Annotated in this window: 12 protein-coding genes; 3 read left to right on the top strand and 9 right to left on the bottom strand. The window is 67.6% G+C overall.

All coding sequences use genetic code 11. The annotated features are described in order from the left end of the window. Positions 1-36: 36 nt before the first annotated feature. Positions 37-474, bottom strand: coding sequence for a hypothetical protein (locus DMB37_RS13685; protein ID WP_135233027.1), 438 nt, complete (start codon positions 472-474; stop codon positions 37-39). 10 nt (positions 475-484) lie between these two features. Then, positions 485-1,192: a helix-turn-helix domain-containing protein gene (locus DMB37_RS13680; RefSeq protein ID WP_135233026.1), complete on the bottom strand. Its 708-nt coding sequence runs from the start codon at positions 1,190-1,192 to the stop codon at positions 485-487. A 318-nt stretch (positions 1,193-1,510) separates the two neighbouring features. Here DMB37_RS13680 and DMB37_RS13675 point away from each other — a divergent pair, with 318 nt between their 5' ends. Then, the gene (locus DMB37_RS13675; RefSeq protein ID WP_135233025.1) at positions 1,511-2,803 is read left to right on the top strand and encodes an acetyl-CoA C-acyltransferase; all 1,293 of its coding nucleotides are present in this window, start codon (positions 1,511-1,513) and stop codon (positions 2,801-2,803) included. A 218-nt stretch (positions 2,804-3,021) separates the two neighbouring features. Here the strand turns inward: DMB37_RS13675 and DMB37_RS13670 are convergent, their stop codons facing one another. The 3 genes from DMB37_RS13670 to DMB37_RS13660 all read right to left on the bottom strand — a co-directional run bounded on the left by DMB37_RS13670 (position 3,022) and on the right by DMB37_RS13660 (position 5,634). Continuing rightward, entirely contained in the window at positions 3,022-3,267 is a 246-nt protein-coding gene (locus DMB37_RS13670) for a hypothetical protein (protein ID WP_135233024.1), read from the bottom strand. Between the two features lie 178 nt (positions 3,268-3,445). Continuing rightward, on the bottom strand, positions 3,446-4,066 hold the full coding sequence (gene bluB / locus DMB37_RS13665) for a 5,6-dimethylbenzimidazole synthase (protein WP_167768836.1): 621 nt from the start codon (positions 4,064-4,066) through the stop codon (positions 3,446-3,448). Between the two features lie 293 nt (positions 4,067-4,359). After that, complete coding sequence (locus tag DMB37_RS13660; RefSeq protein ID WP_135233022.1) at positions 4,360-5,634, bottom strand: fatty acid desaturase; 1,275 nt, start codon at positions 5,632-5,634, stop codon at positions 4,360-4,362. 364 nt (positions 5,635-5,998) lie between these two features. Here DMB37_RS13660 and DMB37_RS13655 point away from each other — a divergent pair, with 364 nt between their 5' ends. Next, positions 5,999-6,997 carry an endonuclease/exonuclease/phosphatase family protein gene (locus DMB37_RS13655; protein ID WP_135233021.1) on the top strand — a complete coding sequence of 333 codons (999 nt, stop codon included), beginning with the start codon at positions 5,999-6,001 and terminating at the stop codon, positions 6,995-6,997. Positions 6,998-7,045: 48 nt separating this feature from the next. Here DMB37_RS13655 and DMB37_RS13650 read toward each other — a convergent pair whose 3' ends face one another. From DMB37_RS13650 to DMB37_RS13635, 4 genes are all read right to left on the bottom strand, one after another. Continuing rightward, positions 7,046-8,482: a fatty acid desaturase gene (locus DMB37_RS13650; protein WP_135233020.1), complete on the bottom strand. Its 1,437-nt coding sequence runs from the start codon at positions 8,480-8,482 to the stop codon at positions 7,046-7,048. Positions 8,483-8,564: 82 nt separating this feature from the next. After that, positions 8,565-9,722 carry a ferredoxin reductase gene (locus DMB37_RS13645; protein ID WP_135233019.1) on the bottom strand — a complete coding sequence of 386 codons (1,158 nt, stop codon included), beginning with the start codon at positions 9,720-9,722 and terminating at the stop codon, positions 8,565-8,567. 150 nt (positions 9,723-9,872) lie between these two features. Continuing rightward, positions 9,873-10,409, bottom strand: coding sequence for a hypothetical protein (locus tag DMB37_RS13640; protein WP_135237561.1), 537 nt, complete (start codon positions 10,407-10,409; stop codon positions 9,873-9,875). A gap of 10 nt (positions 10,410-10,419) precedes the next feature. Next, positions 10,420-11,832, bottom strand: a complete 1,413-nt coding sequence (locus DMB37_RS13635; RefSeq protein ID WP_135233018.1) for a wax ester/triacylglycerol synthase family O-acyltransferase — start codon at positions 11,830-11,832, stop codon at positions 10,420-10,422. Between DMB37_RS13635 and DMB37_RS41930 the strand changes: the two genes are divergently transcribed. Continuing rightward, positions 11,764-12,552, top strand: coding sequence for an Rv3235 family protein (locus tag DMB37_RS41930; protein ID WP_370465374.1), 789 nt, complete (start codon positions 11,764-11,766; stop codon positions 12,550-12,552). The genes DMB37_RS13635 and DMB37_RS41930 overlap by 69 nt on opposite strands. Positions 12,553-12,744: the final 192 nt, after the last annotated feature.

Raw genomic sequence — 12,744 nt, 5'->3', positions numbered from 1 at the left:
TACAGCAAGCTCGTTGCCCCCATGTAGGTGGAGATGTTACCGACTCGGCGGTACGGGACGATCGGTGCTCTCGATGATCCGGGCCAGGATCGACTGATCGACATTGGAACCGCGCAGCGCGATGCTGGAAACGTTGGCATCGCGCATGGTCGCGAGCAGCTCGAGCTCACGGTCGATCGCCGCGGCCGCCGGGCCCGTGGTGGTGAGGTAGTCCGCGGCGACGCCGAAGCTCTGCGCGATCGCCGCGAGGACCTCGGGTTCGATTGCGGCGGAACCGTTTTCGCCGTCGAAGTCACCGCGGCGTAGTCGCTCCAGCTGGCTCGCCGGGATGGTCCGGCGCAGGTAGTCCCCGGCCTGCTCGGCCACCGTCGCGTTGGTGCGCTCGGGGGCGGAGCGGGGGTGCACGACGGCGAAGAGCCGGTTGATCTTGTGGCTCAGCGTGAGCGTCCCATTGGTCGGCGCGTTGTTCGTCATCTCCGTCACCTCAGTGCCCGCCGTTTCGACTCGCGGTCGTGGCCAGGTTGGCAGCCAGCCACCGTGCCCGGAACTGGGCTTCTGTCGCAGCATCCACGTCCTCCGATCGTCCGGCCAGCCAGCGCCGGTATCGCCGTTCCTGTAGTTCGATAGCGTCGCTGACTTCGGCGGGCACCTCCAGCAGATGCGCGAAGGCCATTTCGACGAGGGGGTGCAGGGCGCGGCCCGGTCCGCCGTTGCGTTCCAGCATGGTGGTCGCGTAGCGCGCCGACAGTTTGGAGACCACCCGGTTGAGCTCTTCGATGGCCGCGACCAGCTGCGGGTCGGTGGCCTGACCGCGCTCGACCGCGTCGTTGAGCCGTCCCGCGGTGGCGAGCAGGCCGGTGAGGTCGGCGATTTCGAAGCGGATCGAGTCGGGCCCGGCCACCACGGATTCGCCGGTGTGGCGGGCGGCCGGACCCGGCTCGTCGGCGGTCGGCGTGCCGCCCGCGTAGGTGCGCGCGGCACTGCCGGGCAGCCAGCGCAGTGGCGCGTCGAGTTTGTTCAGCGTGTGCGTGCTGATCGCCGCGTCGCCGTCCTCGATCTTGCGAATCGTCGGTGCTGAAGGCCCCCCGAGGTCGCCGATCTGTAACTGCGTGAGTCCGAGCTCGTCCCGGCGCTCCTTGATGATTCGGCCGAATCTCTTCTGGCGTCGCGACAGCTCCGAAGGGCTATGCATAGTGGCTTCAGGGTAGGCGCGAGCAGGGCTGAAAGCAAATCGATAGAAAGTGTTTGAAAAATCAGTGGAAATATTGCTACTGTTCTGAGGCGCCGAGTCGTATCCGACATCGGCCTTGCGGAGCGTTCCGGGACGAGCAGGGGCGTTCGTCGGGACGGGCGCCTTCCGGTCTGTTGCGCAACGGCGCGCGGCAGGCCGGAATCAGCGACGGTGGAGGGGATCGCCGCTGCGCACGGGGTCACCGTCGGCGAAGGGGGTCGACGGTGAACTTACTATGGAGTAAGTTTGGTGGTCATAGATCTCTCGAAAGGAAATCGCATGGCCACCAAGGCTGCTCGCCGTGCCGTCATCGTGTCCGGTGCGCGCACGCCGTTCGTGCGTGCGTTCACCGGATACACGCGGATGGACTCCATCGCCCTCGCCGATGCCGCCGTTCGGGGATTGCTGGAGCGCACCGGGTTGCCCGGCGCACAGGTGCAGGCGATCGTGTGGGGCGGGGTCATCCTGCCGAGCGCGGCGCCGAACATCGCCCGGGAAATCGCCCTCGACCTGCGTCTGGACCCTGGCTGCGAGGGGTACACGGTGACCAGGGCCTGCGCGTCCGGCCTGCAGGCGGTGACCTCCGCCGCGGCCGCGATCGAGCGCGGCGAGTACGACATCATGATCGCGGGTGGCAGCGACTCCACCTCCAACGCCGAGGTCAAACTGCCGCAGAAGGTGGTGCACGCCGCCGCGCCGTTGGCGCTCGGTAAGCCGAAGCCGAAGGACTATTTGTCCGCGGTCGCGCAACTCGCGCCCTTCACCGACCTGTTGCCGAGCAGGCCGAAGATCGCCGAGCGCACCACCGGCGAGGTGATGGGGGAGTCGGCCGAGAAGATGGCCCGCATCCACGGCGTCAGCCGCGCCGACCAGGACGAATTCGCCGCCCGCTCGCACCATCGTGCGGCCGCGGCCATCGACTCCGGTCGGTTCGACGACGAGGTCCTGCGGGTGCGCACCCCCGAGGGTGCCGAGATCGCCCGCGACGGACTGGTCCGCGGGGACACCAGCATCGAAAAACTATCGAAACTCAAGCCGGTGTTCGCCGAAAACGGCACCGTCACGGCCGGCAATGCCAGCCCGCTCACCGACGGTGCGTCCGCGGTGCTGCTGATGAGCGAGGAGAAGGCCCTCGAACTCGGCTACCGGCCGCTCGCCGCGTTCCGCTCCTGGAGCTACGTCAGCGTGGATCCAACCGACCAGGTACTCATCGGACCCGCCATCTCCATGCCGCGGGCGCTCGACAAGGCCGGGATGTCGTTGGGCGACATCGACTTCGTCGACATCCACGAGGCCTTCGCCGCGCAAACCCTGTCCGTGCTCGCGGCCCTCAGCAGTGACGAGTGGGCCAAGACCCGGCTCGACCGGGACACCGCCGTCGGCGAGATCGACATCGACACCCTCAACGTGCACGGTGGTTCGGTCTCCCTCGGCCACCCCTTCGGCGCCACCGGAGCCCGCATGGTCACCACCATGGCGAACGAACTCGCGCGCACCGGGAAGAACGCGGCACTGCTCGGCATCTGCGCTGCGGGTGGTATCGGTGCCTCGGCGGTTCTGGAGCGCGTCTGACCCGTCACGCCCTGCGCTACATGGCGGTCTTGGGACGCGTCTGACCGCCATGCTCCGCGCTGTATCGGCACTCCGTTGGTGAACCGCACATCGTTTTCATGAGCTGCACAGCCCTTTTCGTGATCCGCGCACCCCGTATAGCGGGTGCGGGGCTCACGCAGAGGGGGTGTGGTGTACCGAAGGGCGGGTACGGCTTTCGGCCGAAGGTTGGGCTCGGGCTAGCGCGGGCGGCGGGGGCGGTCCGGGGGGATCACCGGGATGGTGCCGTCGGCGGTGGGGCGGGCGCCGTAGGGGGTGAAGGTGCGGCGCGGGGTCTGTGATCGCCCGCCTTCCTCGGCGATGATCCGCAGGCAGGTGTCGTGGTGGGTCTCGCCGGGATGGCCCTCGCGGCGCAGGCGCAGCATGGCATGCGCGAGGTCGATGCCCAGCTCATGCGACAGCCGGACGGCGTCGACATTGGCCATGGCAAACCTCCTGAGCTGACGAGCTTTTGTGCGCGAGACGAATCCATTGTCCTAGATGGATATCCTCCATGCGTACCCACTCGGCACCCAGACGAATCCTCGAGGTGGCAGGTCGGTCGCCGCACAGCCGGTGATCCCCCGCACATCGAATGGCAAGCGGGACAAAGGCAGCCGTGCGTCAGGCGCGGTAGGTCTCGTGGTGGACGGCGTCGTGCAGGGGGCGTCGGGCGCGCCAACCGAATCGTTCGAGGTCGGGGACCTGCTGGAATTTTTGCACCGGACCGACGCACAGCCAAGCCACCGGCCGGATGCCCTCGGGCAGCGCGACGAGGTCGGCGAGGAATTCGGGGTCGTAGAACGACACCCAGCCGACGCCGACCTCCTCGGCGGTGGCGGCCAGCCACAGGTTCTGGATGGCGAGAACCGCGGAGTAGACACCGGTTTCGGGCACGCTGGCGCGTCCGAGTACCTGCGGCCCGCCGCGGCCGTGGTCGTAGCTGACCACGATGCCCGTGCCGCTCTCGATGATCCCCTCGATCTTGATCGGGTCGAACGTCGCCGTTCGCTCCGGGGGCAGCGACGCACGGAACTCCACCCGCTTGTCCGCCACGTGATCCGCGAACTTGCGCAACGTGCTCGGATCGCGCACCACTACGAAATCCCACGGCTGCGAATTCCCGACGCTCGGCGCTCGATGCGCGGCCTCGAGAATCCGCCACAGTGTCGCGTCGTCCACCAGCTCGCCGGTGAACTCCGCGCGCACGTCCCGCCGCACCCGAATCGCCTCGTAAACACTCAACCCGTCAGCACCCACGCGCCTACTCAACCACTCGGCCCTACTGCGCATACGAGCAGCGTCATATGGTCGTTGATCGATCTGGATCAGCCACCATATGACTCTGCTCGTTTACCGCGGACGACCATATGACTCTGCCGTTCCCGGAGTGGCCCGGAAGTCGACTGTGCGGGCGGTTGTAACAGCCGCCCGCACAGTGAATTTCTCGATTATTCGGTGATCACCGCCGCGACCATTGCGGAGCAGCGGCAGGTACTGTCCTCGACGGCCCGGGTCGGAACCCCGGGCCGACCGGTTCACTTCGTGAGTTGCAAGGCGCGCTCGACCGGCGCGGGGCGGCGGGTGAGGCGGCGCCGGCCGGAGGCGAGGGCGGTGCGCAGGCCGTGGCGTTTGCCGGTGACCGGGTCGATGAACGGGCCTGTTTTGCCGGCGAACTTGCGCTCCGAGGCGGTTTCGGGGGCGTCGTCGGCGGTGTCGCGCAGGTACTTGTCCGGCAGCGACAGTTTGAGGATGGTGCGCCAGGCCTTGAAGTACTGCACCGGCAGTGAGCCGGTGGTGTAGGGCAGGTCGTACTTCTCGGCCAGTTCCCGCACGCGCACCGCGATCTCGGCGTACCGGTTGCTCGGCAGGTCGGGGAAGAGGTGGTGTTCGATCTGGTGGCTGAGGTTGCCGGTCATGAAGTGGGTGAGCGGTCCGCCGGAGATGTTGGCGCTGCCAAGCATCTGGCGCAGGTACCACTGGCCCTTGGTCTCGCCGTCGACATCGGCCTTGGTGAACTTCTCCGCCCCGTCGGGGAAGTGCCCGCAGAAGATCACCGCGTTGGACCACACGTTGCGGATCGCGTTCGCGGCGAGGTTGGCGGTGAGCGTGGAGAAGAACGCGGGGCCGGTGAGCGCCGGGAAGATCACATAGTCCTTGAGGACCTGCTTGCCCATCTTGGTCAGCGCTTCGCTGCGCTTGCGCTCGAACTCGGCTCGCTCGGGGGTGCCCGGCTTGAAGCGGCCCGCGGCCAGCTTGCCGAGCTCCATGTGCTGGATGGCGACGCCGTATTCGAACAGCAGCTGCAGCACCAGGTTGTAGATCGGGTTGCCGAGGTTGAACGGCTTCCAGCGCTGATCGCGGGTCACCCGCAGCAGGCCGTAGCCGATGTCGTCGTCCATGCCGAGCACGTTCGTGTACTTGTGGTGCAGGTAGTTGTGCGTGTGCTTCCAGTGCTTGGCCGGGCCCGCGTTGTCCCATTCCCAGGTGCTGGAGTGGATCTCCGGATCGTTCATCCAGTCCCACTGCCCGTGCATGGCGTTGTGCCCGATCTCCATGTTCTCGATGATCTTGGAGGTGCTCAGCAGGGCGACACCGGCCAGCCAGGCCGGCGGTAAGAAGCTGGCGAACAGGACGCCGCGGCCGCTGATCTCGAGGGCACGCTGCAACCGGATGACGTTGCGGATGTACCGCGCGTCGCGCTCACCGCGCGAGGATTCGATATCCCGCCGGATCGCGTCGAATTCCGCGCCGAGTGCTTCCACGTCGGCCTCGGTGAGATGTGCGTATTCCTTGACATCCGAGATCGCCATGGCGGTTACAGTACCGTAAGTTACGTGACCGTAGGTTACGAGAGGCTGAACGCCGATGTGGTAAATCCCCCATTGCGATCACGATCATATGGTGCTAGATCAAGTATGCGGCCGTACGGCGTAAAGCCTTCTCTCGCAGGGCGTTACGGCTCGGCCGTGACCGTGGGTGCGTGCTCGACCTCGACCCGCCGAGCGAATCGCGACCGGCCTTCCCGCGCAAACTATGCCGCGTCCCGCGCCGGAGCGCCATTCGAACTGGGGATGCCCCATCAACCAGCCACTTTGTCGAACTTTTGCCAAAAAGTCACGCGCTGTTCCGAACATTCCCCTAACTTCCAGCGTCCCTGACGAATGGAGTTCGATCATGCGATTTTCCAAGGCGTTGCTCACGGCTGTTCTGCTGGCGAGCACCGTGCTGGTGGGGGTCGCGCCGGCGGCGCAGGCCGGCGATCACGAGCGGATGCGCGTGCTGACCTGGAACATTTTTCACGGCGGACGTGAGCCCACGCCGGACAATCTGAACGACCTGCTCGACCAGGTCATCGATATCAAGCCGGACGTGTTCTTCGCCGTGGAGACCTACGGCTCCGGCGACCTCATCACCGATGCGCTGACCCGCCGGGCGCACAACGGCCGCTACACCGGTGTCCGCATCACCGACCGGCCCGCCGGGCAGGACAACCTGTGGATCTTCACCAAGTACGAGGTCGTCGCTACCTACCCGAAGCCGCAGGGCGGCCCGGTGAGCGACTTCAATCTCGGCGGGGTCCGGGTCCGGGTGCCGCACGACGGTGAGCTGAATCTGTTCGCCACGTGGCTGACCTACACCGATCCATGGGACGGCTACCTGATCGACGAGAACGCGATCGACCGCCGCGACGGCCGCGAACCCCGTCACTCGGTCGCCGCGGTCGTGCAGGCCGAACGCGCCCAGACGCAATACATCACCGACATCGTGCAGAACCAGCTACCGAGGATGCTCGGCGGCAACACCGCACCCGTGCTGCTCGGTGGTGACTTCAACACACTGCCCGGCGCGGACTGGACGCCGAGCCAGGCCGACTGCCCGAACCACTTCGGGCTCAGCTACCCGTTGACCGCAACCAAGGTCGTCACCGATGCGGGTTTCGTGGACACCTTCCGCGCGGCCAACCCTGACGTCTGCGCCGTCCCCGGTCGCACCTGGAGCCCGCTGCCCACCGAGAAGCTGATCACCGATCAGCGGATCGACTTCCTCTTCGCCAAGGGCAATGTCGAAACGCGGGCGGCCCGCATCGTCGATCAACGCATGCGGCGCCACGGTCCCGGCGTCTTCTACTCCGACCACGCGGCGGTCGTCAGCGATCTGAAGGTGCGCTGGTAATCGACCGACCGAGCCGGGAGCTGATCACTCCCGGCTCACCCGATCAGTTCAGCGTCGTCGGCGATTGCGGAACAACGCCCGCTGCCGCTCGGCCTTGCGCCGCAGCGACGCCTGCTCGGTGCGGGCCCGGTCCTGCAGCGCCACGGTGGCCTCGCGCAGCACTTCCTTCTCGTGCTCGGCCTTCTCGCGCAGCGCGCGCTTGGCCTCGCGCAGCATCTCTTTCTCCTGCCGCGCCTTCTCCTTCAGCACCACTTTGGCCTCGCGCATCGCCGAACGCAGCCCGCGCCGCTGCCCGGTCTCCGGGTCGACGCCGAGCCAGCTCGCGGTGTCCGAACTCGGCAGCGACGGCAGCGTGATGCCGGCGAACTTGCGTTCCGAGGACGTCTCCGGCGCGTTGTCGGCGGTGGCCTTGAGAAAACGGTCCGGCAGCGCGAGCTTGTGGATGGTCCGGAAGGCGAGCAGGTACTGCTTGCCGAGCGAGCCGGTGGTGTAGGGCAGGTCGTACTTCTCGCACAGCTCGCGCACCCGCACGGCGATCTCGGCGTACCGGTTGCTCGGCAGGTCCGGGAACAGGTGGTGCTCGATCTGGTAGCAGAGGTTGCCGCTCATGAACGCCATCGCGGGCCCGGCCTTGAAGTTGGCACTGCCGAGCATCTGCCGCAGGTACCACTCGCCGCTGGTCTCACCCTCGAGCTGCTCGATGGTGAATTTCTCGGCGCCGTCGGGGAAGTGGCCGCAGAAGATCACCGCGTAGGCCCACAGGTTGCGCACCAGGTTGGCGGTCGCGTTCGCCTTCAGTGTCGACAGGAAAGCGGGCCCGGTGAGCGCCGGATAGAACACGAAGTCCTTGCCCACCTGACGCGCGATCTTGCGGGCGAACTCGCGGTTCGGCTCGGACCGCCACCCGGGCGGGGTGCCGGAGAGCTCTTTCTCGATGTCCCAGTCGTGCAGCGCGATACCCCACTCGAAGGTCGCGGCGAGTACCAGGTTGGCCAGCGGTTGCACCAGGTGGACCGGCCGCCAGGCTTCGTCGCGGGTCATCCGGAGGATGCCGAAGCCGAGGTCCTCGTCCTTGCCGAGCACGTTGGTGTAGGTGTGGTGCGAGTAGTTGTGCGCCCGCCGCCACTGCGACGACGGCCCGGTCTGGTCCCATTCCCAACTGCTGGAATGGATCTCCGGGTCGTTCATCCAGTCCCACTGCCCGTGGCTGATGTTGTGCCCGAGCTCCATGTTCTCGACGATCTTGGCGACCGACAGCAATGCGGTACCGGTGAGCCAGGCCCAGCGGTTGCGGCTGCCGAACAGCACGGCGCGTCCGGCGACCTCGAGGCAGCGCTGCGCGGCGATGGTGCGCCGGATGTACTTGGCGTCACGCTCGCCACGCGACTGCTCCACCGAGCGCCGGATCGAATCGAGCTCCTGCCCCAGTGTTTCGATGTCTGCCGCAGTCAGGTGGGCGAACGCCTGAATATCGGTGATTGCCACCGGGTGTCCTTTCGCTGCTCAATTTCGTTTGAGGGTACCCAAACACCGGCGGCGGCGTCGTGAGCCGAGGCTCGGCGCGCGCTCACACGTCGAGGGTGCAGTCGCCTGCCGCGGCGGAGATGCAGGTCTGCACCTTGTCGCCTTCGCGATGCTCGTCACCGTTGCGTAGGTCACGTACATGCCCGGAATTCAATGTCACGACACAGGTTTGGCAGATGCCCATGCGGCAACCGAACGGCATCTGCACGCCGACGGACTCGCCCGCCTCCAGCAGGCTGGTCGCGCCGTCCACCTCGGCGGTGCGCCCGGTTTTGCCGAAGGTGACCGTGCCGCCCTCGCCGACCGCGGAGCGCGCGATCTCGAACCGCTCCACGTGCAACCGGTCGGACAGGCCGGCGTCGCGCCAGTGGTGTTCGATCTCGTCCAGCATCGCGGCGGGGCCGCAGGCCCAGGTGTGCCGCTCGCGCCAGTCGGGGAACTTCTCGTCGAGCCCGGCGAGGGCGAACTTGCCGTGCTCGCCGGTGAGGTGCAGGTGTGAGTCGAAGCTCGGGTGCCGGTCGTGCAGGTCGCGCAGCTCGGCGCCGAACATGACGTCCTCGGCGGTGCGCGCGGAATGCAGGTGCTGCACGTCGGTGACCATGTCGCGGCGGTCCATTGCCCGCAGCATCGCGAGCACCGGGGTGATCCCGCTGCCCGCGGTCAGGAACAGCACCTTCTCCGGCGGCGGGTAGGGCAGCACGAAACCGCCCTGCGGCGCGGCGAGGCGGACCACGGTGCCGACCGGAACGCCGCTCACCAGGTGGCTGGACAGAAAGCCCTCCGGCATCGCCTTCACGGCGATCGAGATGACGCGCTTGCCGCCCGCCTCGGGGTCAGACCAGTTGGGCGGACAGGTGAGCGAGTAGGAGCGCCAGTGCCAGCGCCCGTCGATCAGCACGCCGATGCCGATGTACTGGCCCGGCTCGTATTTGAAGTCGAAGCCCCAGCCCGGCTTGATCACCAGGGTGGCCGAGTCCGCGGTTTCCTTGCGCACGTCGACGATGCGACCGCGCAGTTCGCGGGCCGACCACAGCGGGTTGGCCAGATGCAGATAGTCATCCGGCAGCAACGGGGTGGTGACGCGTGCCACGGCCCCGCGCAACACGTTCAATCTGCCGCCGCGCTCGGCGACCGCGGCGGCCGGTGCCTCCAGCCACTCCCGCACGCTGCGCACGGAGAATCCCCCAGTTTTCGAGCTCATCGCTGCCGTTCGTCTTCCTGTTCGTCGGATGCGCTGCCCACGCCTCAGCAAGGTTACGGCATCGTAGGTTAGCCGGGAGGTCGTGGCCGCTCCACTCCATCATCCCCGGCGCGCGAGCGCGCGCCAGTCCGCGCGGGCGATAAGGGAGCGTCAGAGCAGCTCGAGCAGGAACGGCAGCTCCTGCGCGGCGTACCAGGCGAGCTGGTGATCCTCGGCGTCGCCGAGCACGAACTCGGCGTCGGTGTCGCCCAGATCGGCGGCGTCGACCACGTCGACGGCCTTGGCAACCTGCGGCTCGGCCTCGGCCAGGTCGACGTGCACGCAGCCGATCTGGTCGTAGGTGATCGGCCCGGCCAGCTTCACCACGGCGTCGTCGAGGTCGGAGCGCAGCTTCGCGCCGGTCACGTCGGCGGCGATCACCGCGCGCCGGTAGACCGGCCTGCCCGCGTCGACCGGCGCCGCGTCCGCGTCGTCTTCGGCGTCGTCGCGTTCGGCGGCGAGCAGCCGCAGCGAGGCGCGGGCGGCCTCGCCCATCGCCACCTCGGCCAGCTCCTCGTCGTCGCCGGAGGCGTACGCCTCGCGCAACGCGGGGGTCACCGCGAAGGCGGTGCCGCCGATCGGGCGCAACTCCCGGTTCGTGACGAGCTCGCGCAGCATCGGCACCGTCGCGGGGATATAGACCCGCATTTTCTCCTGATCAGACGCAGGCACCGAGCATCTCCTCCATGGAATCGCGCACCGACGCGGCCAGCACGCCGATGTCGGCCATCGCGTCGCGGTCGGCGTTGAGTCCGTAGAAGACGCGTCCGTCATAGGACGTGATCCCGATGCTCGAGGCCTGATTGCGCAGCAGTGGCGACACCGGATACATCTCCAGCATCCGCGCGCCGCCGATGAACATCGGCGTCTGCGGACCCGGTGCGTTGGTGATCACCAGATTGAACGTGTGCTCTGCGAAGGTACTCGCCGCACGCACGCTCATGGCATGCAGGCTCGCCGGAGCGAACCCGGCCAGGTGCACCAGGGTGCGTGCGCGAACGCCGCGATGATGCTTGCCGTTCGCCTCGGTGGCGTGCGAGATGTGCGAAAGCCGCATGACGGGATTGGGTTCGCCGACCGGCAGGTCGATCAGGAACGAGGAGACCTCGCTCGCCGGTTTCAGCTGATCGCTGTCGGGCCCTTCGACATACACCGACATCGGCACCACGGCGCGCAACGTGGTCGATTCGGTGAGCGCCTCACCCCGCGACAGCAGCCAATTGCGCAGCGCACCGGAGACCACCGCGAGGATGACGTCGTTGATCGAGCAGTCGAACCGCTTGCGAATCTTGCGGTAATCCTCGAGATCGGTGCGCACCACGTCGAAGCGGCGGTTGCGTGAGGTGCGCGCGTTCAACGGGCTGTCCGGCGCGCCGGTCGTCGCCGCGCGCACCGCCGAGACCACCGAGTCCACCGCCCGGCCCGCGGCGCCGATCACCGCGAAGGCGTGCCCGCTCGCGTGCCTGGCCACCTCCAACGCCTCGCGCGGTTGTGCGGCGAGGTGGGTCAACGCCCCGACGAGCAGCTCGACGTCGTTGGGTTCGCGCGGCGCGTGCCAGGCGTTGGTCGCGAGCTCGCGCGGCGACGGCCCGGTATCGAGGATCACGTGGCCGATCTCCAGCGCGGTGTCGCCGTCGACCAGGGCCGAGTGCGTCTTGGTGAAGATCGCGCAGCGGCCGTCGGACAGACCCTCGATCAGATACATCTCCCACAGCGGCCTGCTCTGATCCAGCGGCCGGGAGGCCAGCCTGGCGACCAGGTCGTGCAGTTGCTCGTCGGTGCCCGGAGTGGGCAGTGCCGAGCGGCGGATGTGATAGGTGATGTCGAACTGGCTGTCCTCCACCCAGACCGGGCGGCCGAGGGCGAACGGGATCTCCACCACCTTGCGGCGATAGCGGGGGACCAGCGAGAGCCTCGCCTCGACCAGATCGATCAGCCGGTCGTAGTCCAGCACGGGATCGGCGCCGTGCTCGGCATTCCGGACGATCGCGAGGGCGCCGATATGAATCGGGTTGCTGCTCGACTCGAGCCGATAGAAGGACGCGTCCTGCGGCGTCAGTCTCGTGATCACGCTGCCCGATGCTCCCTTTTTCCGATGCCGCCTCACGCCTATTGTGCTGCTGCCACAAGGGTTCAGCTGCTCCGCTGTGGCTTATTCGGTGAAATCGGCGTTCCCCTTTACCCGCTGCGGCTTCCGTGGCAAGCTGTCTGCCTCGAGCCAGGGGAACTCGATTCGAACACAGGGGGACACCGGATGCACAGTCGACGACCATCGCTTACGCCCGCGCCGCGGCTCGAGCCACCGCTGGATGGTGATCGGCCGGGCCGCCCTCGGTCGGAGGCGTTGTCGCCACGAGCCGCGCTGCCCTGTCACCGTCGCATGCCGTCACATAGCGGGTCGACCAGTCGGGCGGCGGAGCGACGCGCCCGGCACGACGGTCGTTCTCCATCGTACGGCAGGGATGGTGAAACAGGTTCGGCCGCAAGTCGATTCGCGGAAAGTTCGCTGCGGCTGGTGCTCGAGGTGCTGGACGGCCGCCGCCCCGCGGTCCAGCTGCGCAGGCTCGCCTCCCCGTCGGTGCTCGCCGCGATCGAGACGCTGGCGCGGTCGGCGCCGCCGGGCCGCAAACTCGGTCCGGCCACGTTGACCAAGCTCGGTGTCGAGCTGACCGGCCCGAACACCGCCGAGGTGTACGGCAGATATCAGCGGGGGAATCGGGAGTTCGCGGTGGCCGCGTGCGTGGTGTTGCACCGGGCCGGCTGGCAGCTGACCGCCTTCCGCGTACTGTGAGTACCAGGGCGGACGACACGGCCACGGGCTGATGTCGCCGAACGGCGCTGCTCGTCGGCACTGACGTACGGCGCCGCATTACCATGAAGCGTGCAGCGGATTCCGCACTCGTAGCGCGAACCCGCACGCCGGCCGTGAGTCCACCCCTCGGCCCGGCGCCGACGACGACACGAATGACACACCGACCAGAGG

This window comes from Nocardia sp. CS682 (assembly GCF_004634405.1).
Lineage (GTDB): Bacteria > Actinomycetota > Actinomycetes > Mycobacteriales > Mycobacteriaceae > Nocardia > Nocardia ninae.
The sequence above is the reverse complement of the archived record's forward strand: the minus strand, read 5'-3'. Positions and strand labels throughout refer to the sequence as shown.

What these genes read in the sequence shown, in the direction of transcription:
- DMB37_RS13685 (WP_135233027.1), bottom strand. Translation starts at nt 474, where the DNA reads ATGACGAACAACGCGCCGACCAATGGGACGCTCACGCTGAGCCACAAG.
- DMB37_RS13680 (WP_135233026.1), bottom strand. Translation starts at nt 1,192, where the DNA reads ATGCATAGCCCTTCGGAGCTGTCGCGACGCCAGAAGAGATTCGGCCGA.
- DMB37_RS13675 (WP_135233025.1), top strand. Translation starts at nt 1,511, where the DNA reads ATGGCCACCAAGGCTGCTCGCCGTGCCGTCATCGTGTCCGGTGCGCGC.
- DMB37_RS13670 (WP_135233024.1), bottom strand. Translation starts at nt 3,267, where the DNA reads ATGGCCAATGTCGACGCCGTCCGGCTGTCGCATGAGCTGGGCATCGAC.
- DMB37_RS13660 (WP_135233022.1), bottom strand. Translation starts at nt 5,634, where the DNA reads ATGGCGATCTCGGATGTCAAGGAATACGCACATCTCACCGAGGCCGAC.
- DMB37_RS13655 (WP_135233021.1), top strand. Translation starts at nt 5,999, where the DNA reads ATGCGATTTTCCAAGGCGTTGCTCACGGCTGTTCTGCTGGCGAGCACC.
- DMB37_RS13645 (WP_135233019.1), bottom strand. Translation starts at nt 9,722, where the DNA reads ATGAGCTCGAAAACTGGGGGATTCTCCGTGCGCAGCGTGCGGGAGTGG.
- DMB37_RS13640 (WP_135237561.1), bottom strand. Translation starts at nt 10,409, where the DNA reads ATGCGGGTCTATATCCCCGCGACGGTGCCGATGCTGCGCGAGCTCGTC.
- DMB37_RS41930 (WP_370465374.1), top strand. Translation starts at nt 11,764, where the DNA reads ATGAATCGGGTTGCTGCTCGACTCGAGCCGATAGAAGGACGCGTCCTG.